The sequence below is a fragment of the Blastomonas sp. AAP25 genome, from assembly GCF_001295965.1.
GTDB lineage: Bacteria > Pseudomonadota > Alphaproteobacteria > Sphingomonadales > Sphingomonadaceae > Blastomonas > Blastomonas fulva.
The window spans coordinates 1-22,472 of record NZ_LJHP01000036.1 but is presented as its reverse complement, the minus strand read 5'-3'; the positions used below and the strand labels follow the sequence as shown (position 1 = coordinate 22,472).

Annotated in this window: 15 protein-coding genes; 7 read left to right on the top strand and 8 right to left on the bottom strand. The window is 64.8% G+C overall.

Annotated elements, in window-relative coordinates; all coding sequences use genetic code 11:
- Positions 1-65: 65 nt before the first annotated feature.
- Positions 66-545, bottom strand: coding sequence for a hypothetical protein (locus IP68_RS17860; RefSeq protein WP_054136378.1), 480 nt, complete (start codon positions 543-545; stop codon positions 66-68).
- Positions 546-734: 189 nt separating this feature from the next.
- Positions 735-1,310, bottom strand: a complete 576-nt coding sequence (locus IP68_RS17855; RefSeq protein WP_054136377.1) for a hypothetical protein — start codon at positions 1,308-1,310, stop codon at positions 735-737.
- 388 nt (positions 1,311-1,698) lie between these two features.
- Between IP68_RS17855 and IP68_RS17850 the strand changes: the two genes are divergently transcribed.
- The 4 genes from IP68_RS17850 (at position 1,699) to IP68_RS17835 (ending at position 6,426) form a co-directional block, all read left to right on the top strand.
- Complete coding sequence (locus IP68_RS17850) at positions 1,699-2,688, top strand: c-type cytochrome (protein WP_156318251.1); 990 nt, start codon at positions 1,699-1,701, stop codon at positions 2,686-2,688.
- 160 nt (positions 2,689-2,848) lie between these two features.
- Positions 2,849-3,964 carry a glycoside hydrolase family 43 protein gene (locus tag IP68_RS17845; protein WP_054136375.1) on the top strand — a complete coding sequence of 372 codons (1,116 nt, stop codon included), beginning with the start codon at positions 2,849-2,851 and terminating at the stop codon, positions 3,962-3,964.
- Positions 3,965-4,021: 57 nt separating this feature from the next.
- A complete protein-coding gene (locus IP68_RS17840; protein WP_054136374.1) occupies positions 4,022-5,602 on the top strand; it encodes an aldehyde dehydrogenase (NADP(+)) in 1,581 nt (526 codons plus the stop codon).
- 113 nt (positions 5,603-5,715) lie between these two features.
- The gene (locus IP68_RS17835; protein WP_054136373.1) at positions 5,716-6,426 is read left to right on the top strand and encodes a FadR/GntR family transcriptional regulator; all 711 of its coding nucleotides are present in this window, start codon (positions 5,716-5,718) and stop codon (positions 6,424-6,426) included.
- 13 nt (positions 6,427-6,439) lie between these two features.
- On the opposite strand, the gene IP68_RS17830 is transcribed toward IP68_RS17835, so the two are convergent.
- Positions 6,440-7,576, bottom strand: coding sequence for an aldose epimerase family protein (locus tag IP68_RS17830; RefSeq protein WP_054136372.1), 1,137 nt, complete (start codon positions 7,574-7,576; stop codon positions 6,440-6,442).
- A 365-nt stretch (positions 7,577-7,941) separates the two neighbouring features.
- Between IP68_RS17830 and IP68_RS17825 the strand changes: the two genes are divergently transcribed.
- The gene (locus IP68_RS17825; protein ID WP_156318250.1) at positions 7,942-11,010 is read left to right on the top strand and encodes a TonB-dependent receptor; all 3,069 of its coding nucleotides are present in this window, start codon (positions 7,942-7,944) and stop codon (positions 11,008-11,010) included.
- Between the two features lie 151 nt (positions 11,011-11,161).
- Here the strand turns inward: IP68_RS17825 and IP68_RS17820 are convergent, their stop codons facing one another.
- From IP68_RS17820 to IP68_RS17800, 5 genes are all read right to left on the bottom strand, one after another.
- Entirely contained in the window at positions 11,162-12,394 is a 1,233-nt protein-coding gene (locus IP68_RS17820) for an SGNH/GDSL hydrolase family protein (RefSeq protein ID WP_054136370.1), read from the bottom strand.
- 31 nt (positions 12,395-12,425) lie between these two features.
- Complete coding sequence (locus IP68_RS17815) at positions 12,426-14,069, bottom strand: DUF5597 domain-containing protein (protein WP_054136369.1); 1,644 nt, start codon at positions 14,067-14,069, stop codon at positions 12,426-12,428.
- Positions 14,070-14,142: 73 nt separating this feature from the next.
- Entirely contained in the window at positions 14,143-15,444 is a 1,302-nt protein-coding gene (locus tag IP68_RS17810; protein WP_082382476.1) for an MFS transporter, read from the bottom strand.
- Positions 15,441-16,652, bottom strand: coding sequence for a D-mannonate dehydratase ManD (gene manD / locus IP68_RS17805; protein WP_054136368.1), 1,212 nt, complete (start codon positions 16,650-16,652; stop codon positions 15,441-15,443). Before manD ends, IP68_RS17810 begins: the two co-directional genes overlap by 4 nt.
- Before the next feature lie 8 nt (positions 16,653-16,660).
- Positions 16,661-19,024 carry a glycoside hydrolase family 3 N-terminal domain-containing protein gene (locus tag IP68_RS17800; RefSeq protein WP_054136367.1) on the bottom strand — a complete coding sequence of 788 codons (2,364 nt, stop codon included), beginning with the start codon at positions 19,022-19,024 and terminating at the stop codon, positions 16,661-16,663.
- Positions 19,025-19,210: 186 nt separating this feature from the next.
- Between IP68_RS17800 and IP68_RS17795 the strand changes: the two genes are divergently transcribed.
- Both IP68_RS17795 and IP68_RS17790 read left to right on the top strand, forming a co-directional pair.
- Complete coding sequence (locus tag IP68_RS17795; protein ID WP_054136366.1) at positions 19,211-21,304, top strand: alpha-glucuronidase family glycosyl hydrolase; 2,094 nt, start codon at positions 19,211-19,213, stop codon at positions 21,302-21,304.
- 96 nt (positions 21,305-21,400) lie between these two features.
- The coding region (locus tag IP68_RS17790; RefSeq protein ID WP_054136379.1) for a LacI family DNA-binding transcriptional regulator at positions 21,401-22,472 on the top strand (1,072 nt) is incomplete at its 3' end.

The window sequence follows — 22,472 nt, the reverse complement described above, 5'->3', positions numbered from 1 at the left end:
CCCCCCCCCGGGGAAACGTCGATTTGGGGGGATATAATCACATCACATTGCCCGCCCAAGTAAAATCAGGGCAGCGCCACCAGAAATGCGGCAGAGTGTGTGTCTAAAGATACAGTGGGCTCGATGCTGCGCAAAAGCGGCCTATCGTCGGGCTGCGCGAGCGAAACCTGCACAAGCGGATTGGCCTGCGCGCCTTCGCCCGGATGCGTGGATTGAGCGGCGCCGGTGCCGGTCGCCAGGGTTCCGGCATTGCTCGAGGCAACTACACGCGGAAGCGTCGTGGGATCGGGCTCCAGGCCATCGGCGCGCACCGCCATGGCGGGAACACGCAATGCCCATGGCGATTGAAGTGCATCTGTAGCGGCGTCGCGCGGGTCGATCCGCAAGGTCAGGATTTCCGGGATCAGGATCGTGAAATTCAACCGCACCGATGCGGCCAGCGGGGCTTCCTTGCCCGTCTCGAAGTGCGAGGCGGCATATGCGGATTCGGCCAGGGCACTGGCGGCAAGCACGAGGCTGATCGCGAATGTCGTGCCCTTTTGCATGTGTCAGCTAACTGTCCCGATTTGCGTGAAAATTCACTTTGTCGTGATCGACGATTTACGTCAACGCCGGGTTCAGCATTTTGGTTGCGCGAAATGGTAAAAGCCGCCGCAACACTGGTTGCGACGGCTTAAGACCTGTAGAAATCTGGTAAACGGGCGCTGTGCGGCAGCGCGCCCTCAAGCGCGTGATTACGGCATCGAAACGCCGTAGGTCACGCGACCATTGTTGGCGTTGGCGCCACCGTAGGTGCCTGCCGCCACGACATTGTCGTTGCGATAGGTGAAGGTCCAGCGCGCATCGAGGTTGGTAACCTTTGTGCCGCTGGTGGTTGGCAGGTTGATGCTTGTCGTGCTGCCATCGACCAGGCTGGGATGGCTGAGCGCGGTTGCGGACGTGTTGGTGGTCACGCCGACGTTCATCTGCGACCACGAAATCGTGTCGCCCGCGCCGTTGCTCATCGCACCCAGGGTCGACGAGCTGAACGCGATCGTTCCGTTGTTGCCCATGACACGAGCGGTCACCTGGCCACCGGTGAGGTCGCCCCCGGTGCCGGAGATCGCGGTTCCATCACCCACATTGGCGGCAGGCACGGTGTAGACCAGATTGTCCACGGTCGTGCTGGTGGCCATCGAAGTCCCGGTGCCGACGCGAAGGTAGACAAACTTGGGAATGGTGATGGTGAAATCGAGGTTGGCCGTCGCCGTGAGCGGGCTGCTCGTACCGGTGACAAAGCGGGATTCTGCGTGCGCGGTTGCAGGCAGCATGGTGAGACCGGCGAGGCAGAAAACGACCCGGGATAGCGTTTCTTTTTTCAACGTAAGTGCTCCGACATAGGTAGTTTGAGTTGTGAGGCAAACTCGGAGCCCTAGATCGTCCCAATGTTTTAAGATCGCGTTAGCCAGCTTCGTTCAGCTTAGTGTTTCCCGGTGTTTTCGAGGTATTTTGCACCACTATGGGTCCAAAAATGGGACAGATATTTACCTTTGGGCATGCGCAATGGATTACGCAAACGTCAACTCGAGTAACACCCCGCGTACGCTTGACCATGCGCGGTGACGAGTCGACAGTCGTTGCGACAATAGGTGCCGCCGAGTCGGCTTCGAGTCGGGCGATCGGGGGCAGGGATCGGCAATGGGCACAGCAGCAAAAGCGATGACGGGGGTTGCGGTTTTTGCCGCCGGCGTCGCTGTGGCGATGGCGCTGCGCCCCGATGCTCAGGTCAGCAAGGATGCGGACACAGGGCAGCCTGCCGCCACCCCTGCAGCCTGGTCCGTTCCCGATATCGATGCGCTGCCCGATGATCCCTGGGGTCGCACCGTTCGCCACGGGCGCGATCTGATCGCCCAGACCGCCGCGGCGATCGGGCCAGAGGTGGCGGACCCTGCAAGGCGGCTGTCGGGCAACAACCTCAATTGCCAGAGCTGCCATCTGCAGGCGGGCACCCAGCAGTTTGGCCTGCCGCTGGTCGGCGTGTTCGCCGACTTTCCGCAATACAGGGGCCGGTCGGGCCGCGTGAACACCATCGAGGACCGGGTCAACGGCTGCATGACGCGCAGCATGAATGGCAAGGCGTTACCTGAAGGCGGCGAGGATATGGTGGCGATCGTCGCCTATCTCAAGTTCCTGAGCCGCGGTCGGCCGGTGGGCGCGCCGACCGAGGGGCGCGGTTCGGTCAGGCTGGCCGACCTTGCCCGCGCGGCCGATCCGGCGCGCGGCAAGGCGGTCTATGCCCAGCATTGCGCGGTCTGCCATGGCAGCGATGGCGCAGGGCAGCGTGCGGGCAGGGCCGGGGATGCGAAGGGCTATACCTATCCGCCGCTCTGGGGTGCGGATAGCTACAACAATGGCGCAGGCATGGGCAGGGTCACCACCGCTGCCGGTTTCATCCGCAGCAACATGCCGCTTGGCACCCGCTGGCAGGCGCCGGTGCTATCCGAGGAGCAGGCCTTCGACGTCGCCGCCTATATCAACAGCCAGCCGCGCCCGCAGCGCGCCGGGCTCGAGCGGGATTATCCCCGGCTCGAGGAAAAGCCGGTGGACGCGCCTTATGGCCCCTATGCCGACGATTTCTCCAGCGAGCAGCACCGCTTCGGCCCGTTTGGCCCGATGCGCAACCCCGCCAAGAGCAGCGCCAAGCCCTGATATTTGGGCGGCAGGGCACCCGCTCAACTGATTTTCTGGTCCGATGACCGGCGGCCGTGCCCGGCACGGCTTGCATCCTGCGCCAGAAATGGTAGCGCTAACGTAACGCGCGGGCCGATAGCCAGGATCCGGCAAGGCATGAGGAAGAGGAGACATTGCGATGAAACGACTGACCGGGTTGGCGCTGGGCGCCGCACTGGTGGCGCTGGCCACGACGGCGGGATGTTCAGGCGAGCAGGCTGCCCCTGCGGGCGACGCGGCAAGTCCTGCGACCGACCGGGCCAAGGCCGACCCCTCGCGTTATCTTTCGCAGCCTTTGGTCACGGAAATCTACACCGCAGACCCCTCGGCGCATGTCTGGGACGGCAAGATCTATGTCTATCCCAGCCATGACATCGACGGGCCGACCCCCGAAGACGATCTGGGCGCGCATTTCGAGATGCGCGACTACCGCGTGCTCAGCATGGACAGCATCGGCGGCAAGGTGACGACGCATCCGGTGGCGCTGGACGTCAAGGACGTGCCCTGGGCGCACAAGCAGATGTGGGCCCCCGATGCGGCGCGCAAGAACGGAACCTATTTCCTCTATTTCCCCGCCAAGGACAAACAGGGCGCATTCCGCATCGGCGTTGCGACATCGAAGTCGCCCACCGGACCGTTCAAGGCCAATCCGCAGCCGATCAAGGGCAGCTTCTCGATTGATCCTGCGGTGTTCACCGATGAGGACGGCAAATCCTATATGATCTTCGGCGGCATCTGGGGCGGGCAGCTCCAGCGCAATGTCACCGGCAGCTATGATCCCGACGGATCGAAGACCGATCTGGAAGCGCCCGACAAGCCCGCGCTTGCGCCCAAGATTGCGGCGATGGCCGATGATATGATGGAGTTCGCCGAAAAGCCGCGCGACGTCCTGATCCTCGATGCGGCGGGCAAGCCGATCCTGGGCGGCGATACCGACCGGCGATTTTTCGAAGCGGCCTGGATGCACAAATATCAGGGCAGATACTATCTGAGCTATTCCACCGGCGACACGCATTATCTCGTCTATGCCACTGGCACCTCGCCTTATGGGCCGTTCACCTATCAGGGACGTATCCTCGAGCCGGTCGAGGGTTGGACATCGCATCATTCGATCGTCGAATGGGACGGCCGCTGGTGGCTGTTCTATGCCGACACCCAGCTTTCCGGCACCACCCGGCTGCGCAACGTCAAGGTGACCGAGCTTTTCTACAACAAGGACGGCACGATCAGGACGATCAACCCGATGCTCAAATAGCCGTTGGACCCCGCGCCGACCTCAAAACCTGAAGAATCCAATCTGGAGATAGAACACATGATCAACGGTGCCATGCTGATCGGCGACACCGAGCGCCAGGCGGCCTCGCGCTTCGAGAGCCACGACCCCGCCACCGGTGCTGCGCTCGAACCCGGATTTTCCAGCGCCACGGCAGAGGATGTCGCCGAAGCGTGCGCATTGGCAGCCGCCGCTGCACCTGGCTATGCCGCAAGCGATCCCGAGAGCCGTGCGGTGTTTCTCGAGGCGATCGCGAGCGCGATCGAGGCAGTGGGCGATGATCTGATCTTGCGCGCGATGCAAGAAAGCGGCCTGCCGCGCGCGCGGCTCGAAGGCGAGCGCGGACGCACCACAGGGCAACTGCGGCTTTTCGCCAGCGTCGTGCGGCAGGGGGACTGGCTTGATGCGACGATCGACCCGGCGATGCCCGACCGGGCTCCGCTGCCACGGCCCGATCTGCGCCGGATGAACCTTCCCGTCGGCCCGGTCGCGGTGTTCGGCGCGTCCAACTTCCCGCTCGCCTTTTCAGTGGCGGGCGGTGACACCGCGTCCGCGCTCGCTGCAGGCTGCCCGGTGGTGGTCAAGGGCCACCCCGCGCACCCCGGCACCGGCGAGCTCGTCGCGCGCGCGATCCAGAGCGCGGTGACGCAATGCGGGATGCCTGCGGGCACCTTTTCCTATCTTCCGGGTGAGACCAATGCACTGGGCGCCGCCCTGGTCGGCGACCCGCGCATCAAGGCTGTGGGCTTCACGGGATCGCGCGGAGGCGGGCTGGCGCTGGTGCGCATCGCCGCCGAGCGTGCCGAACCGATCCCCGTCTATGCCGAGATGTCGAGCATCAACCCGGTGATCCTGATGCCCGCCGCGCTCGCTGCACGCGGCACCGCACTTGCCGAGGGGTTCGTCCAGTCGCTGACCATGGGGGCAGGGCAGTTCTGCACCAACCCCGGCCTGGTAATCGCGGTCGGCGGCGAGGCACTCGACGGCTTCGTCGCCGCGGCAGGCGAGGCGCTGGCGCGCAGCGCGCCTGCCACCATGCTCAGCCCCGGCATCCACGCCAGCTTCGAACAGGGCGTGGCTCTGCTTGCGCAGCATGATTCGGTCGAAACCGTGGCGCGCGGTCTGCCCTGCACCGGCGAGAACCAGGCCGTCGGCGCGCTTTTCCAGACCAGCGCGGCGCAGTTCCTCGCCGATGCGGCGCTGGGGCATGAAGTTTTCGGATCGTCCTCGGTGATCGTCCGCTGCGCCGATTTGGCAGACGTCGTCCGGGTCGTAGCCAGCCTGGAAGGTCAGTTGACCGCAACGCTGCAGCTCGACCAGGCCGACATTGCCGATGCGCGGCGCCTGTTGCCTGTGCTGGCGGACCGGGTCGGCCGTGTGCTTGCCAATGGCTGGCCGACCGGCGTCGAGGTGGCCCATGCCATGGTGCATGGCGGGCCGTTCCCCGCGACCAGCGACGGCCGCACGACATCGGTGGGCACGCTTGCGATCCACCGCTTCCTGCGGCCCGTGGCGTTCCAGAACCTGCCGCCCGAGCTTCTTCCGAATGCGATCGCCGAGACCAATCCCTGGGGTCTCGCCCGCCGCATCGATGGCATCCGCGAGGGATCGCCGCGCTAGGCGCGAGCTGCATCCCCCGGCCGGTACGCTGGCCGGGGGATGCGGACATCTTTCTAACCGGTCGTCATTGGGCTACGCACGCGTAGAACCATCAAGGGGAGGCAACCGGGTCCATGCAACGAGCGAGCAGCGTATCGCCGCGCATTCACGGGGCCATCGCCCATGACATCGGCGTGGAGATCGTCGGCGGGATCCGCAAGCCCGGCGATGTCTTCGGCGGCGAGATCGAGGCAAGCGAGGCGCTTGGCGTCTCGCGTACGGCCTATCGCGAGGCGATCCGCATCCTGGCGGCCAAGGGGCTGGTGGAGAGCCGCCCCAAGGCCGGGACCCGGGTCACCGCGCGCGACCGCTGGAATTTGCTCGATCCCGATGTGCTGGCCTGGACCTTCGAGGGTGAGCCCGACACCGAGTTCATCCTCGACCTTTTCGAACTGCGCGGCGTGATCGAACCTGCCGCAGCCGGCTTTGCCGCGCGGCGGCGTAGCCAGGCGCACCTCGATGAGATGGCAGGAGCGCTGGACGAGATGGCAAGGCTGGGACTGGCCGATCCCGAGGGCAGGGCCGCCGACCAGCGTTTCCACCGTGCGATCCTGACCGCGGCCGGCAACGATGCGCTCGCGGCGCTGGCAAGCTCAGTGGGCGCGGCCGTCAGCTGGACCACGACCTACAAGCAGCGCAACCGCGCGCTGCCGCGCGATCCCTTGCCCGATCACGTGCGGGTGCATCAGGCGATCGTCGACAAGGACCCCGTTGCCGCGCATGCCGCGATGGCCGAACTGCTGCGCCTGGCGCTGGCCGATATGGAACTGCCGCTGCGCGAGTGATCCCGCAGCCAGGTCAGCGCGCGACCGACAGGCGGTAGACCATGACGTGGCGATAAGGCATTCCCGGATCGACACGCGCCGACGCGAACTGCGGATTGTTGGGCGCGTCGGGGAATTTCTGCGGCTCAAGCGCGATGCCGTCGCCCATCCGGTAAAGCTGCCGGTTCTTGCCCGCCACCGTGCCATCGAGGAAATTGCCGGTGTAGAGCTGTATCCCCGGCTCGGTGGTCAGCACCTCGAGCACCCGCCCGGATGCAGGATGCTCCAGCCGAGCGGCGAGTTGAGGTTGCGCGGTCAGCCCCTTGTCTAGCGCGAAATTATGGTCATAGCCCCGGCCGAACAGGATCTGCTCGTCGCGCCCGTCGCGCACGCCGGATCCGGGCTGGCGCGGGGTACGGAAATCGAACGGCGTACCCTCGACCGGACGCAGCACCCCTGTAGGAATGAGCTGCGCGTCAACCGGAGTGATCGCCGATGCGGGGATCGTCAACAGGTGGCCCAGCGCGCCCTCGGGCGAGCCCTGACCCGCGAGGTTGAAAAACGCGTGGTTGGTCATGTTGATGACCGTCGGGCGGTCGGTACTGGCCTCGAACGCGATGGTGAGCGCGCCCTTGTCGTCCAGCGTATAGGTGACTTTCGCCTCGACCCTGCCCGGATAGCCCTGGTCGCCATGCTCGCTGGTCAGCGCCAGCGTGACCGAGGCTTCGGCACCCTGCGTCATCTCGACGATCCGCCAGGCCCGGGCATCGAACCCCAACGGACCGCTGTGCAGCGCGTTGGACTCGCTGTTGCGTGCAACCTCATAGGTCTTGCCGTCGATCGCAAATCGGCCGCCTGCGATGCGGTTGGCATAGCGACCGATGGTCACGCCGAAATAGCCGCCCTTGGCAGCATAATCGGCGGCATCGTCATAGCCGAGCAGCACATCGGCGGACACGCCGTCGCGATCGGGTGCGGTGAGCGACTGCAGAGTCGCACCGAAATTCAGGATGCGCGCGGAAACCTGGTTGGCGCCCGTCAGCACCACTGCCTCCAGCGGTGTCCCATCGGAGAGGGTTCCGGCAGGCGCGCGCTGGGCGGTCGCGGCAAATGCTTCGGAGGGCGGGAGCAGGGCCATCAGCAGCAGCCCTGCCTCGAAAAATCGTGCCATGCATCCTCCATCACGCCATGCTTTCGAAAACTGTTATGGTAGCGGATATACTCAGACAGTTTTTTCGGCACAAGAGCGCCGTGCGGGCGGCGGGGCGGGGATGGTCTATCGACCGGAGGCAGATAAAACGGCGTAAAATCAAGGATTCTTGTTGTCATCCTTAGCCGGCTTGTGGCTGCAGGCCTGAGCTTGACAACATCCACTTGACAGAAATAACTCGGAGTATTACCCATTGGATTGATAGCGCTACCATCAGCGTGGACCTATGGCAAAAAGCCTGGGCCGAACAAGGGGAGGATAACATGGTTTCTCGAATCGATTCAGTGCGCCTTGCGCTCTTGGGAGCTGCTGCAGTTTCCGGATTGATGACGCCCGGTCTTGCGTTCGCGCAGGCCGTGCCCAATCCGCCGGTCGCCACGGCAGAAGAAGAAATCGACCCCGCCGCTGCGGACGACACTGCTGGCGAGATCGTGGTCACCGGCTTTCGTGCCTCGCTGGAAAGCCAGACCGCCGCCAAGCGGAATTCGATCGGCTTTACCGACTCGATCTTTGCCGAAGACATCGGCAAGTTCCCCGACACCAACATCGCAGAATCGCTGAACCGCATCCCGGGCATCACCATCGGCCGCGAAGTCACCGGCGAAGGCTCGTCGGTCGCCATTCGCGGTCTTGGTACCAACTTCACCCGCGTGCTGCTCAACGGCACCCCGGTGGCGATCGCCTCGGTGCGTTTCGATGCGCAGAGCACCAACCGCGAAGTCGATCTGGACCTCATCCCGACAGAACTGTTCACCCAGCTGACCGTCGCCAAGTCGCCTACCGCAAGCCTGCTCGAAGGCGGTGCGGCAGGTACGGTCAACCTGCGTGCTGCGCGTCCGTTCGACAACCCCAAGCCCTATATCAGCTATGGCCTGCAGGGATCGAAGGTGAGCGGCGCCGACAAATGGGGCTATCGCGGCCATCTGGTGGCGAGCGCGACGTTTGGCGACTTCGGCATCCTCGTTGGCGGCGCAGCGGTGCGCAACAACTTCAATGTCGAGGGCTATGAGACCATCGGCTTTACCAACCCCAACCTGACTGCGGCCCAGCGCACCACGGGAACACGCAACGCCACTGGCGGCGGCAACTTCACCATCCCCGCCACCGTGCCTTCGCGCGCGGGCAACGGGCTGACCCCCGGCGCGGTGATCGACGAGGCGTTTTTGCTGCGCAACAATCCGGGTGCGACGATCGACCAGATCGACAACGGACTTCTTCCCCGCCTCGGCCGCCCGCGCAGCGAAAACGGCTTCCGACAGCGCTATAACGGTCTGGTCTCTATCGAATGGCGCCCTAGCGACAACTTCAATTTCTATGTCGATGGCATGTATGCCCAACGCGATACCGAGTTCACCCGCACCGCGATGAACTGGGTCGGCCGCAACGGGGCGGTCATCCCGATCAACACCACTTATGACAAGGCGGATTGCGCTGCGGGCTGCACCGTGACCGGCGGTACTTATGCCAACGCGCAGTTCTTCCTCGAATACCGTCCCTACAAGGACACGCAGGACTATTACGGCATCAATCCGGGCATCGAGTTCAAACTGAACGACTGGATCAAGGGTGACCTGCAGGCGAACTACACCAAGAGCAATTTCCGCCGCGAAAGCCCGACCTTCCTGGTGATTACGCCGCCCAACAGCGGACTGACCGTGAACTTCCAGAACGATGGCGGCATCCCGACCATCCAGTCTAGCATCGATCTCAACAACCCCGCCAATTTCGGCTGGGATGGCGGCGGCCGAGTCAATCTGAACGGCGAGGAGCGCGCCACCGAAACCAAAGGCGTGCGCGGCAGCCTGCTGTTCGGCGACGAAACCCGTTTCAGCGTCCGCGTCGGAGGTGCGTTCGACGATACCAAGCGGCGTATCACGCCGTTCGACAACACTGCATTGTGGCAGAACGCGATCTGCGGCAACGGACCCAACATCACCCTGCTGGCGCCCAACAGCGCAACGACGCCGTGCACCGGCCTCAACCAGCCGGGCACCGCGACGCCCGCCGGCTTCCCGACCTTTCCGGGCTATGGTACCAACTTCACCGCAGGCGGCGTGCCGATCCGCTATGCCGGATCGCTCATCCCCACCGCTGCAGTGCCCAGCTACCTGCTCCCCGGTGACAATGGCTATATCACCGTCGATTGGGACAAGGTGCGGCGCGACACCAATTACGACGCGCTGCTCGCCGGTGCCACCGAGACCGGATCGGGCAGCAGCGGCGCCAATGGCGGCCTTATCCGCGAAAAGGTGACCGGCGCCTTTGTCGAGGGCAACGGCATCTTCGAGATGGGTGACAACACGCTGCGATTGAACGGCGGCGTGCGTTATGTCCGCACTGAGCAGATCGTCGGTGGCCGCGTCTCGATCCCCGATCCGCGCAACAACCCAGCGGGCGCGCCGCCGGTCGCAGATGGCGGGCGCTTCCCCAACACTATCCTGTTTCCGACCACCAACACCCGCTATTCGAACTTCCTGCCCTCGCTGAGTGCCGCGTTCGACTTCGGCGGCAAGGCGGTGGCGCGTGCCTCGGTTTCGCGGACGCTGACCCGGCCCGATCCCAATGCGCTGCTTCCCGGAGCGAGCTTCATCCAGCCCTCGGCCGATATCGGCAATGTCGGCAACAATGCGCTCGATCCGTTCATCTCGGACAATATCGACCTGGGCTTCGAACTCTACACCGGCGGGGAAGGCGTGATCGCCTTTGCGGCGTTCCGCAAGTCGATCACCGGCTTCACCGTCAATGGCCTCACCAACGTGCCCTTCTCGTTCTTCGAGCAGTTCGGCATCAACGTGGACTCGCTGACCCAGGCGCAGCGCGAGGCACTGGCCGCACGCGCCCAGCCGGGCCAGGCGCTGCGCGATGTCGGCGTGGTGGTGCAGCAGCAGGTCAATGCCGATGGCAAGCTCAAGGTCAACGGTCTGGAGTTCCAGATCACGCAGCCGTTGGACTTCATCACCAAGTACATCGGCGTCACCGGCTTCGGCTTCCAGGGCAACCTGACGCTGATCGATCAGAAGGGCGAGGGCACCGGCGCACCGGCGGTGGCGATCGGCGTGGCGCCGACCACCTACACGGCGACCGGATATTACGACAAGAACGGCATCTCGGCGCGTCTCACTTATGTCTACAACGAAGGCTCGCAGAATTCGAACCCCAACCAGAACGGCATCCCGCAGGCGGCGATCTTCGGTCGCAGTTACAGCCAGCTCGATTTCTCGGGCAATGTCGATCTGGCGCAGGTTTTCGGAAACGATTATCTGCCGACCCTGGTGATCAACGCGATCAACATCACCAAGGAAGCGCAGAGCAGCTTCTTCCAGTTCCCCAACGCCACGTTCAACGAATACAATCCGGGTCGCACCATTCTGGTGGGGATCCGCGGCCGCTTCTGACCGCCCCCCACCGGAACTTCCCCTCCCATTGGACCGGTCGAGCGATCGACCGGTCCTTTTTTTTGGCGTATGGCCGCGAGTGTTTCAGGCACGCTGAAGCAACCCGCCGGCTTGAGGCCGACAAGTGCAGACGGGCTTGCCGGATGCCGCGTCAGTCGAAAAGCGAGAGCGGGACCGCGTCGGCCATCGCACGGAAGCCAGCCGGGTTGGGGTGCAGCCCGTCGCCGATATCGAAGGCGGGATTGAGATGCGCAGGCCTTGCCGGATCGCGCATCACCGCGTCGAGATCGATGACGCTGTCGAATGCGCCCGAACTGCGGATCCAGGCGTTGATCGCCTGCCGATCGGCTTCGCTGGCGGCATCGGGGTCGTAAAACGTGTTGCCCATGAACGGCAGGATGGTGGCGCCGTGCACCTTGATCCCCCTGGCATGCGCGCGTGCGATGATCTGCGCATAGGCACCGGTGATCTGGTCGACCAGCGAAGCATGATCGGCTGCGGTTGCGGTCTTCTGCCGCGCCAGCGTGCCGATATCGTTGATCCCTTCGATCACGATCAGGTGGCGGATGCCCGGCTGCGCGAGCACGTCGCGGTCGAGCCGCGCCAGCGCGTTCGGCCCCAGCCCATCGAGCAGCACGCGGTTGCCGCCGATCCCCTGGTTGATCACCGCGGCGCGGCCATCGAGCCGCCGGGCGAGGAAATCGGTCCAGCGGTCGTTGCCGTTGGTGGTGGATCCGCGCCCGTCGGTAATCGAATCGCCGAGCACCACCACGCCATCGCGCGCTTTGCAGCTGGTGACCTCGATCCCCGAGAGCAGATACCAGTGATCGACTGCGGTGGCTCCGGCGAGCATCGGTGCCCGCGCCGCATCACCGCGGACGACATAGGAGGTCGCGCGCGATCCGGGGTGCGAGGTCTGGCCGCCGGGTTCGGCCAGGACATGCACGCTGATCGCCAGGTCCTGGAACGCGCCGCCCGACCATGCGACGGGATCGCTCAGCCACTCGCCGCCCGGCGGAATGATCGCACCCGCCGCGCCGCCAAAGCTGAGCGTGCGCAGCGTCGCCGCGTCGATATCCCCGCTGGCGTTGTTCGTCGAACGCGCCAGCGTGGCCCCGCCGATGCGCAGCGGTGTCGTGCCGAAGACATTGGACAGCCGCACCCGCAGATGCGACCCCGCGATGCTCGGCCGCACTATCTGGCGCAGCGTGGCGTTGTCGAGCGCGCCAGCAGGCAACGCATTGGCCACATCGGGCAGCATCTGCGACGAGGCCCAGGCGGCCTTCCACGGGCAGGTTGCGCCTTGCGGATCGGGCGACTTGGCAGCAGCGGCCGCAGGGGGCATGGCCAGCGCCAGTGCGAGGAGAGATATTGCCGTTCGCATCACATCATCCCTGAATTGCGGCCCGTCAGGCTTAGCGGTACCGGTAGAGCTTCACGCGCTGGATCTGCCAGTCGCCAGGGAACAGGCGGATGTGCCGCCCCTGATGGGTCTGGTCGCCGTTGAGCAGCCGGCCTGGTTTCCAATTGCCCGCAGCATCGAACACGCCTTCGTGCGCGACGTCGATCCCCGCCAGCGGCTGGTCGCCGCCCACCGGCTTGAAGGTGACGGTAATGCCTTGCCCGGCGATCAGATATTCCTCCGGGCCGATCTGGATGATCATGCCGCCAAAGCCTGCGGTTTGCGGAGTGAGCGCCGGGCGCTGGATGTCCATGGTGAACGAGACGGTGAAGCGATAGTCGCCGATCACGCGCTCCTGCGGCGCAAAGTCGACGGTCTCGTCATAGGCCTGATGCGGCTTGAACCCTGCGATCCGGTCGGTGCCCTGATGCTGCAGGATGAAGGGCTTGAGCTGCTGCAGCACGCCATAGGCCTGTTCGAGCGCGCCCGGCTCCGCGTCGATCGAGTCGATCGAGAACGGGCTGAAGCCGATCGCGTCGTGCTCGGCGAGGGCATAGAACGCATTGGCCGGGACCGCGGGATTGTCCGCATTGTGCGCCTCTGGGACGAACAGCGGATTGTCGCTGCGGTCGTAGCGCGCAATGATCCGCGTGAAATTGGGGAAATAGATATCCGGAGCCAGGAAGTCGATCGACGGCGCGCCTGCCTTCCACACATCGAACAGATGGGGCAGGGGCCCGCCGCTGGGATACTCGCCCGGTGCCCGTCCGGGACGGTTTAGCGCGACGTTGACGTACATTGGCATGGCATAGCCTGCCTTGCCCGCGCGGGTGAGTTCGTCGGCAAAGCGCGCATAATGCCATGCGGTGAACACCTCGGCGGCGGCATCGCCCGGGCCGAACAGCTCTTCCCAACTGCCCTGCATCTTGGCGCCGCGCTCCAGCCACATCGCCTTCATCTCGGGCACCAGGCTGTCGCGGTTGCGCGCCAGATAGTCGGTCAGCTGGGCGGGGACCGGCTCGCGAAAGGCCGCATTGGCAGCAGGGCTGTAATCGCGCGCCACCGGGAGCATGCCGATCTCGTTTTCGACCTGAGTCATCACGACGGTGTTCTGTGCGTCATCGACCGCCTTGATATGCGCCATCAGCGCGGCAAAGGCGCGGCTGTCGGCCTTGAGCGTTTCCGCGCCAAAGGTCGACAGGATCTCGATGCCCTGCCCGCCAGGCGTTTGCGCGCGGGGGAAGCGCGCCTGATCGCGTTTCACCCACGACGGCACATAAGTCGACATGCTGTTCTTCCACGCGCCGAACCACAGGATGACCAGCTTGAGATCGTTCGCGCGCGCCGCCTTGAGCATTGCGTCGAACGACGACCAGTCATAGCGGCCTTCGACCGGTTCGATCAGCTCCCATGCCACCGGCGCCAGCACGGTATCGACATGCATCGCCTTCAGCCGCGCCCAGTGCGGCGCCATATAGTCCGCGCTCGATGCCGCCGAATTGCTGAGCTCGCCACCGATGATCAGGTGCGGCTGCCCGTTGACGATCAGCTGCGTGGCGCTGCGCTGGCGGCGCAGCTCGGGCGGATTGGCGAGGCCCGGGAGGGGCAGGGCGGCAATGGACAAGGCTGCCGAACACAGCGCGAGCTTGCGGATCATGGGATCATCCTTTCAGGGGACTGAAACGTGGCGCAGGCACCATCGGCCGAGCGAAAGATGCTGAGCAGGCGGGTCATCGGCTGCTGGCAACCTGCACGGGCGCGTAACGCGGGTTGAGGAAGTGGAACACGACCAGTGCGACCAGATAGGCCATGCCGCACGCGATAAAGAACGGTTCGTAGCTGCCGACCCGGTCGAGCAGCACGCCGAGCGACTTGGAGGCGATGAACCCGCCGCATGCGCCTGCAAACCCGCCCAGCCCGATCAGCGTGCCTTGCGCGAACCTTGGAAACTGGTCGCCCGGAAGCGCGAACAGGTTGGTCGAAAAGCCCTGATGCGCGGCGCAGGCGAGGCCGATGCAGCCCACCGCGATCCAGATATTGTCCGCCTCGATCGCGAACATCACCGGCAGCGCGAACAATGCGCAGACGAACATAGCCTGCTTGCGGGCGCGTCCGGTGGCGACGCCTTTCTTGAGCAGGTGGGAGCTGTACCAGCCGCCCGCGATCGCGCCGACATCGGCCAGAATATAGATCGCCACCAAAGGCGGGCCGAAGTTCTTGAGGTCATAGCCATATTGCTTGTTGAAGAAATCGGGCAACCAGAACAGGAAGGTCCACCACACCGGATCGATCAGGAAGCGACCGGCCATGTACGCCCACGCTTCGCGGTGGCGCAGCACGTTGAGAAAGCCGGTGCGGCCGGCATCGTCCGCGGGCTCCGCCTCGATCCAGGCGCGCTCTTCGGGCGTGACCTTGGGGTGCTGCGCGGGGTTGCGGTAGAAGCGCCACCAGACGAACAGCCAGACCAGGTTGAACAGCCCGGTAACGATGAACGCCCAGCGCCAGTCGAACGCGAGGCCAACGACGATGAACGAGACCAGCAGCGGGGTTATGATCGCACCGACATTGGCCCCCGCGTTGAAGATGCCGATCGCGAGCGCGCGTTCCTTCTTGGGGAACCATTGCGAGGCGGCGGCGAGTGCCGAGGGGAAGGTGCCCGACTCGCCCAGCGCGAGCGGGATTCGCGCGATGACGAAGCCTGTCGTCGATGTCACCAGCACCTGCGCAAAATGGCCGATCGTCCACAGCCCCATCGCCAGCAGATAGCCCGCGCGCGGGCCGATGCGGTCAATCAACCAGCCGAACGCCAGAAAGCCGATGCCATAGCAGACCTGGAAATAGCCTGAGATGTCGCCATAGCCCGAATTGGTCCAGCCATAGAGCGTCTCGAGCTGTGGCTTGAGCACGCCGAGCACCAGCCGGTCGATATAGGACAGCACCACCGCGGCAAACAGCAGCGCGCAGATGACCCAGCGTATACGGCCGCGCGGTTTGACAACCGTGGCTTCGGGGGTGGGCGGCACCTGTGTCACCAGTTGTACATCGTGCCATCTTCCAGCCGGTTCACCGGCAGGAAGGCGCGGCTGTATTCGTAACCGGCGGCGAGTTCCTCGTCGATATCGACGCCAAGGCCGGGCTCGTCACCGGGATGCATCGCGCCGTCGGCAAAGGTGTAGGCGTGCGGGAAGACCGCGTCGGTCTCGGGCGTGTGGCGCATATATTCCTGCACCCCGAAATTGGGCACCGACAGGTCGAAGTGCAAAGCTGCGGCCATGCACACCGGAGAGAGGTCGGTCGCGCCGTGGCAGCCGGTGCGGATCTGATACAGATCGGCGAGCGACGCAATGCGGCGCAAATGAGTGATGCCGCCTGCGTGTACTACGGTGGCGCGGATATAGTCGATCAACTGGTTCTGGATCAGCTCGCGGCAGTCGTGGATCGAATTGAAAATCTCGCCGACAGCCAGCGGCGCGGTTGTGTGCTGACGGATCAGCTTGAAGGCTTCCTGGTTCTCGGCAGGGGTCGCATCCTCCAGCCAGAACGGGCGATAGGGCTCAAGGTCCTTGCCCAGCCGCCCCGCCTCGATCGGGGTCAGCCGGTGGTGGATGTCGTGCAGCAGGTGCACGTCCCAGCCCAGAGCCTCGCGCGCCGCCTTGAACAGTTCGGGCACCACGCGCAGATATTTGCTGGTGTTCCAAATGTTCTCGGTGGGCAGGTCGGCATCGGCGGGTTCGTAGAAATAGCGGTCCTTGCTGACGCCATAGGTCGATGCCATTCCGGGGACGCCGCACTGCAGGCGGATCGCCTTGTAGCCCTGGCGCTGGTAGTCGAGCGCGACCGCGATCGTGTCCTCGATTGTGGTGCCATTGGCATGGCCGTAGACCATGACGTTCTCGCGGCTCGCTCCGCCGAGCACCTGGTAGACGGGGAGCCCAGCGATCTTGCCCTTGATGTCCCACAAGGCGGTGTCGACCGCGGCGATCGCGCTCATCGTCACCGGCCCGCGCCGCCAGTACGCACCCTTGTAGAGATACTGCCAGATATCCTCGATCCGATGCGCATCGCGGCCGATCAGGCAGGGGATGACGTGGTCGGTCAGATAGCTCGCGACCGAAAGTTCGCGTCCGTTGAGCGTCGCATCGCCGACGCCGGTGGTGCCGTCGTCGCAGATGATCTTGAGCGTGACGAAGTTGCGGCCCGGGCAGGTGATGATGACGCGGGCATCGACGATTTTGGGCATGGTGATCCTTAGGCGATTTCGAGGGTAACGGTTTGAAGGTTGCGGCTGTCGGGGCCGGTCATGATGTCGAACAGCCCGGGCTCGACGACCTCGCGCATCTGGTCGTTCCAGATGGCAAAAGCATCGGGTTCGAGCACAATGGCAACGGTCCTGCGCTCGCCCGGCTTGAGCGTGACTCGCTGGAAGCCTTTGAGCACCTTGATCGGCTGGGTGACCGAAGCGACCTGATCGCGGATATAGAGCTGCACGACCTCGTCGCCTTCGCGATCGCCGACGTTGGCGACATCGACCGATACGGTAACGCCGGCACCCGGTCCGATGCGTGAGGTGGAGAGACGCGGCGCGCTCAGCTCGAAGCGGGTGTAACTGAGGCCGTGGCCGAACGGGAACAGCGGGTCGGTGGTGTCGAAAAGATAACCGCGGCGTGCCGAGGGCTTGGCGTCGTAGAACACCGGCACCTGACCGACATGCCACGCGACCGTCACCGGGAGCTTGCCGCCGGGGTTCACATCGCCGAACAAGGCCGCTGCCATCGCATGGCCGCCCTGCTGGCCCATGTACCAGCACTCGAGAAGCGCATTGGCCTGTTCCGCCACCGTTGGCCAGGAGGGCGGGCGACCGTTGATCGCGATCACGACCACGGGCTTGCCGGTCGCCTTTATCGCCTCGAATAGCTCGTTCTGCTCGCCCACCAGATCAAGGCTGGTGCGGTCGCCCAGATGGTTCTTGGCAAAGCCCTCACGGCTGGTCTGCTCGGTATCGCCTATCGCCAGCAGGATGACATCGCATGTCTTCGCGACCTCGACAGCCTCGGCGATCAGCTGGCGGTTCTTTGCCGGGTCGGCGAGCAGGATCTCGTTGGCCGAGCGGTCCTCGCTCTGCGTGATGAACACGCCCTGCGCGAAAATGACCTCGGCCTGGTTCTTCAACCGCGCCTTGACGCCGTCGAGCAATGAGACGGGGTTGGTGGGCAGAGAAGAATAGCCGCCCATCCGCGCGATTGCAGCATTCGGCCCGATCACCGCAACGCGCTTGTGCGCGCCGGGATTGAGCGGCAGCGTGCCGTCGTTGGTCAGCAGCGTGATCGCCTTTTCGGCAGATGTCCGAGCGAGCGCCAGAGCTTCGGCATTGGCGGTGAGCTTGGCGGCAGCGCGAGGATCGACCGGTGCGGCCTCGAACAGCCCGGCGCGGAACTTGAGCGTCAGCATCCGGCGGCAGGCCTGATCGACCAAGGCCAGCGGAACCTTGCCAGCACGCACCTGATCACCCAGCGTGCGGAAGGCCTCGCCATCGGGCAGATCGCTGTCCACTCCGGCGATCAATGCCAGCCGTGCAGCTGCTGCCATATCGGGCGCGACATGGTGCAGCGAGGCAAGCTCGCCGATCGCGGCATAGTCGCTGACGATCAGGCCGTCGAAACCCCATTCGCCGCGCAGCACGTCGCCCAGCAGCCAGCGGTTGGCGTGGCTCGGCACGCCGTCGATCTCGTTATACGATGGCATCACGGCGGCGATCCCGGTCTGCTTCACGATCTTGCGGAAGGGCGGGAAGAAGCGCTCGCGCAATTCGCGTTCAGCGAGCGGGGCAGGGGCGACATTCTCGCCGCTTTCGGGCTGACCGTGCCCGGTCATGTGCTTGAGCGTCGCGAACACCTTGCCCGGGGCGAGGATTTTGCTGCGCCCCTGCAGCCCCAGGACGGCGGCGATGCCCATCTCGCCGCACAGATACGGGTCCTCTCCAAAGGTTTCCTCGATCCGGCCCCAGCGCGGGTCGCGGGCGATGTCCACCACCGGCGACAATGCCAGAATTCCGCCATGCGCGCGCACCTCGCGGCCGATGACCGAGCTCACCTTTTCCATCAGGTTGCGGTCGAAGGTTCCGGCGAGTGCAATCGCCTGCGGGAAGCTGGTCGCGGTCGGTGCCATGTAGCCGTGCAGGCACTCCTCGTGAAATAGGATTGGGATGCCCAGCCTAGTCGACCGCGCCCATTTTTGCGCAGCATTGATGAAGGCGATCGTGTCTGCGGGCGCGCGCCAACGCCCGGTCGGGGCGGCGATTGCCGGACCCGCCGGATTGTTGTTGGCAGTGGCCGCGCCACCCCGGTCGGAGGGGCGGGCGACCTGGCCGAATCCGTGGGGATAGGCGGCGGATGCCTTTGCCGGATCGAACGCCAGTGCATCGTCCATCACGTCGCGCTTGGTGCGCGACAGCGTGATCAGCTGCGCGACCTTTTCGTCCAGCGTCATCCGCGAGAGCAGATCGTCGACCCTGAGGTCGATAGGGGCGGCAGGGTCGCGGTAGATCGGGGTTGCCGCGCGCGCGGCCAGGGGCATCATCGCCAGCAGGGAAGCCGATGCGCTCCAGCAAAACATCTCGCGGCGGCTCAGTGTGCCGCTCGTGACTCTACCCTGGGTCAACGCTCTCTCCCTACCCGAACCGCGCAACATTTATATTGATGTTGTCGCCATGATACCGCTAACATGCACGGCACAACAACGGCTTGTCAATGCTGTTGGCCAACGTCAGTGCAAGATGCACGGCGACACGGGAGAGGATCGATGAAACTGTTCACTCTGCAGAACCCGCTCTGGGCCTGCGCCGCGCTTGTGCTGGCCAGTCCCGCCGTTGCCGATGACGGCTATCGGCTGTGGCTGGGCGAGGGGGCGACGACGCAGGCGCGCTCCGGGGTCGAGGTAAGGGGCGAATCGGAAACGCTGCGGCTGGCCGCTGACGAACTCCGGCGCAACCTACCCGCGCTGTCGGTTCCGGTCGTGGTCGCCAGAGCCGACGATGCCGCGCTCGCCGGTCTGCGGCTCGATGCCCGAAGCCTGGGCTCCGAAGGTTATGCTGTGCGGCGGGCGCAGGTGGCGGGCCGCGAGGTGCTGCTGGTTACCGGTTCGGGCGATGTCGGCGTGCTCTACGGCGCCTTTGCGCTGCTGCGGCATATCAACAGCGGCGGCGATATCGCGAACATCGACCTTGCCTCTTCGCCGCAGACGAAGCTGCGCATTCTGAACCATTGGGACAATCTCGATGGGGTGGTCGAGCGCGGCTATTCGGGCCAGTCGCTTTGGGACTGGTGGGTGCTGCCCGACTTCAAGGACCCGCGCTATGCGGATTATGCCCGCGCCAATGCCTCGATCGGCATCAACGGCACGGTGCTCAATAACGTCAACGCCAAGGCTGACAGCCTGACCGCACCCTATATCGCCAAGGCTGCAGCGTTGGCCGATGTTTTTCGCCTTTATGGCATCCGGGTCTATCTATCGGCGCGTTTTTCCGCACCGATCGAGCTCGGAGGGCTGAAAACAGCCGATCCGCGCGACCCGGCGGTGGCGGCGTGGTGGAAGGCCAAGGCGGACGAGATCTATCGCGCGATCCCCGATTTTGGTGGTTTTCTGGTCAAGGCCAACAGCGAGGGGCAGCCCGGCCCGCGCGATTATGGTGCCAGTCATGCCGATGGCGCCAACATGCTGGCGGCGGCGGTCAAACCGCATAATGGCATCGTGATGTGGCGCGCGTTCGTCTATGCCGACACCGACCCCGAAGATCGCGCCAAGCAGGCCTATACCGAGTTCAAGCCGCTCGATGGCAGCTTCGCCGACAATGTCCTGGTCCAGGTCAAGAACGGAGCGATCGATTTCCAGCCGCGCGAACCGTTCCACCCGCTTTTCGGCGCGATGCCCAGAACACCGCTGATCGCCGAGTTCCAGATCACCAAGGAGTATCTCGGCTTCGCGACGCATCTGGCCTATCTCGGCCCGCTGTTCGAGGAGGTGCTCGATGCGCAGACTGGCGTGCGGCGGGGAGAAACCGTGGCCTCGGTGGTCACCGGCAAGGCCGACGGCCATTCCCTCAGCGGGATGGCGGGGGTCGCCAATATCGGGCGCGACCGGGACTGGTCCGGGGGCACGTTCAACCAGGCCAACTGGTATGTGTTTGGGCGGATGGCCTGGGACCCTTCGCTCTCGTCAGAGGCCATAGCCCGCGAATGGGCGGCGCAGACCTTCGGCAACGATCCGGTCGTCATCGACACCGTGGTCGCGATGATGATGCGCTCGCGCGAGGCGGTGGTCGATTATACCGGGCCGCTGGGGCTGGCGCATCTGTTCGCCACCGGTCACCATTACGGGCCCGGGCCGTGGGTGTCCGATCTGGCGCGGCCCGAATGGAACCCGGTCTATTATCACCGCGCGGACAGGCAGGGGATCGGATTCGATCGCACCCGCACCGGCAGCAACGCGGTCGCGCAATATGCGCCGGTGCTTGCCAGGCGCTATGCCGACCCGAAGACCACACCGCCCGAAGAACTCTTGTGGTTCCACCATCTGCCCTGGGACTACAAGATGCCCGCTGGCAACACGCTGTGGGAGGAAATGGTGCGCCGCTATGACCGCGGCGTGGCAGAAGTGGACTCGATGCGCAGCCAATGGGCGACGCTCAGGCCACGGATTGATGCCGAGCGCTGGACCAAGACCGATGCGTTTCTGGGCGTGCAGCAGCGCGAGGCCCGGTGGTGGCGCGATGCGAGCCTGGCGTACTGGATGTCGATAAACAGCCTGCCGTTGCCCAATGGATCGGCCGCGCCGCAGCACGATCTTGAGTGGTACAGGCAGCAGAGCTTTCCGTTTGCACCGGGCAATCCCAAATAGCGCCAGAACCGGGGCTGGCCGTCATTCTTGCCATCTCGCCTTTCCGCGGCAGCGCGGCTAAAGGGCGGTTATGGATATTCGCCTGAAAGACCGTGCATGAAGGAACCTCGAGGCCCAAGGCGTCAGCGCAACGTTCCCACGATCAGCGACGTGGCGGCCCAGGCGGGGGTTTCCCCGATGACCGTGAGCCGCGTGATCAACGGCGAAAGCAACGTCCGCGATGACACCCGTCTCCGGGTGGAAGAGGCGATTGCCGCGTTGAATTATGCGCCCAATGTCGCGGCGCGAACGCTCGCCGGGGGCGACGACATCCGCATCGGTCTGCTGCATTCCAACCCGTCCTTTGCCTATCTGAGCGAGTTTCTGGTGGGCAGCCTCGATCAGGCCAGCCGCAGCAACGTGCATCTGGTGGTCGAGAAATGCGACGACGATGGCGGCGAGGCGGCTGCGGTCGATCATCTGCTGCGCGGCCGCATCGATGGCGTCGTGCTGCCGCCGCCGCTCAGCGACTCGCTGCCGATCCTGTCGGCGCTGGAAGCGCGCGGGATTCCAGTCGTTGCGGTTGCCACGGGCCGCGCCCCCGACTGGGCGCTGTCGGTAAGCATCGACGACCGCCAGGCCGCCTATGACATGACCCGGCATCTGATCCAGCTGGGCCATGTGCGTATCGGCTTCATCACCGGAAACCCCAACCAGACCGCCAGCGCCGAGCGTCTGGAGGGCTATAGGGCGGCGCTCAAGGATGCAGGGCTGACCACGGGGTCGGAGCTGGTGGCAGAGGGCATGTTCACGTACCGCTCGGGGCTGGATGCAGCCGATCTGCTGCTCGACAGCGCCGACCCGCCCACCGCGATCTTTGCTGCGAACGACGACATGGCGGCGGCGACGGTCGCCATCGCGCACCGCAAGGGGCTCGACGTTCCGGGCGACCTGACTGTGTGCGGGTTTGACGACACCGCGCTTGCCACCACCATCTGGCCCGAGCTTACCACAATCCGCCAACCGGTGATCGAAATGTCGCGCCGCGCGGTCGAACTGCTGGTGCGCACCATCCGCAACAGCAAGGCGTCTGCTGCGGACCAGCCCGCGCATGTCCTGGCCGACTACGAGCTGATCCGCAGGCAATCCGATGCGGCTCCGCGCCGCCGCCCGGCGGCGCGGAAGCCCG

Excerpts from the sequence above, each read along its gene's own strand:
- IP68_RS17860 (WP_054136378.1), bottom strand. The coding sequence starts at position 545 with ATGCAAAAGGGCACGACATTCGCGATCAGCCTCGTGCTTGCCGCCAGT.
- IP68_RS17855 (WP_054136377.1), bottom strand. The coding sequence starts at position 1,310 with ATGCTGCCTGCAACCGCGCACGCAGAATCCCGCTTTGTCACCGGTACG.
- IP68_RS17850 (WP_156318251.1), top strand. The coding sequence starts at position 1,699 with ATGACGGGGGTTGCGGTTTTTGCCGCCGGCGTCGCTGTGGCGATGGCG.
- IP68_RS17845 (WP_054136375.1), top strand. The coding sequence starts at position 2,849 with ATGAAACGACTGACCGGGTTGGCGCTGGGCGCCGCACTGGTGGCGCTG.
- IP68_RS17840 (WP_054136374.1), top strand. The coding sequence starts at position 4,022 with ATGATCAACGGTGCCATGCTGATCGGCGACACCGAGCGCCAGGCGGCC.
- IP68_RS17835 (WP_054136373.1), top strand. The coding sequence starts at position 5,716 with ATGCAACGAGCGAGCAGCGTATCGCCGCGCATTCACGGGGCCATCGCC.
- IP68_RS17830 (WP_054136372.1), bottom strand. The coding sequence starts at position 7,576 with ATGGCACGATTTTTCGAGGCAGGGCTGCTGCTGATGGCCCTGCTCCCG.
- IP68_RS17825 (WP_156318250.1), top strand. The coding sequence starts at position 7,942 with ATGACGCCCGGTCTTGCGTTCGCGCAGGCCGTGCCCAATCCGCCGGTC.
- IP68_RS17820 (WP_054136370.1), bottom strand. The coding sequence starts at position 12,394 with ATGCGAACGGCAATATCTCTCCTCGCACTGGCGCTGGCCATGCCCCCT.
- IP68_RS17815 (WP_054136369.1), bottom strand. The coding sequence starts at position 14,069 with ATGATCCGCAAGCTCGCGCTGTGTTCGGCAGCCTTGTCCATTGCCGCC.
- manD (WP_054136368.1), bottom strand. The coding sequence starts at position 16,652 with ATGCCCAAAATCGTCGATGCCCGCGTCATCATCACCTGCCCGGGCCGC.
- IP68_RS17800 (WP_054136367.1), bottom strand. The coding sequence starts at position 19,024 with ATGTTTTGCTGGAGCGCATCGGCTTCCCTGCTGGCGATGATGCCCCTG.
- IP68_RS17795 (WP_054136366.1), top strand. The coding sequence starts at position 19,211 with ATGAAACTGTTCACTCTGCAGAACCCGCTCTGGGCCTGCGCCGCGCTT.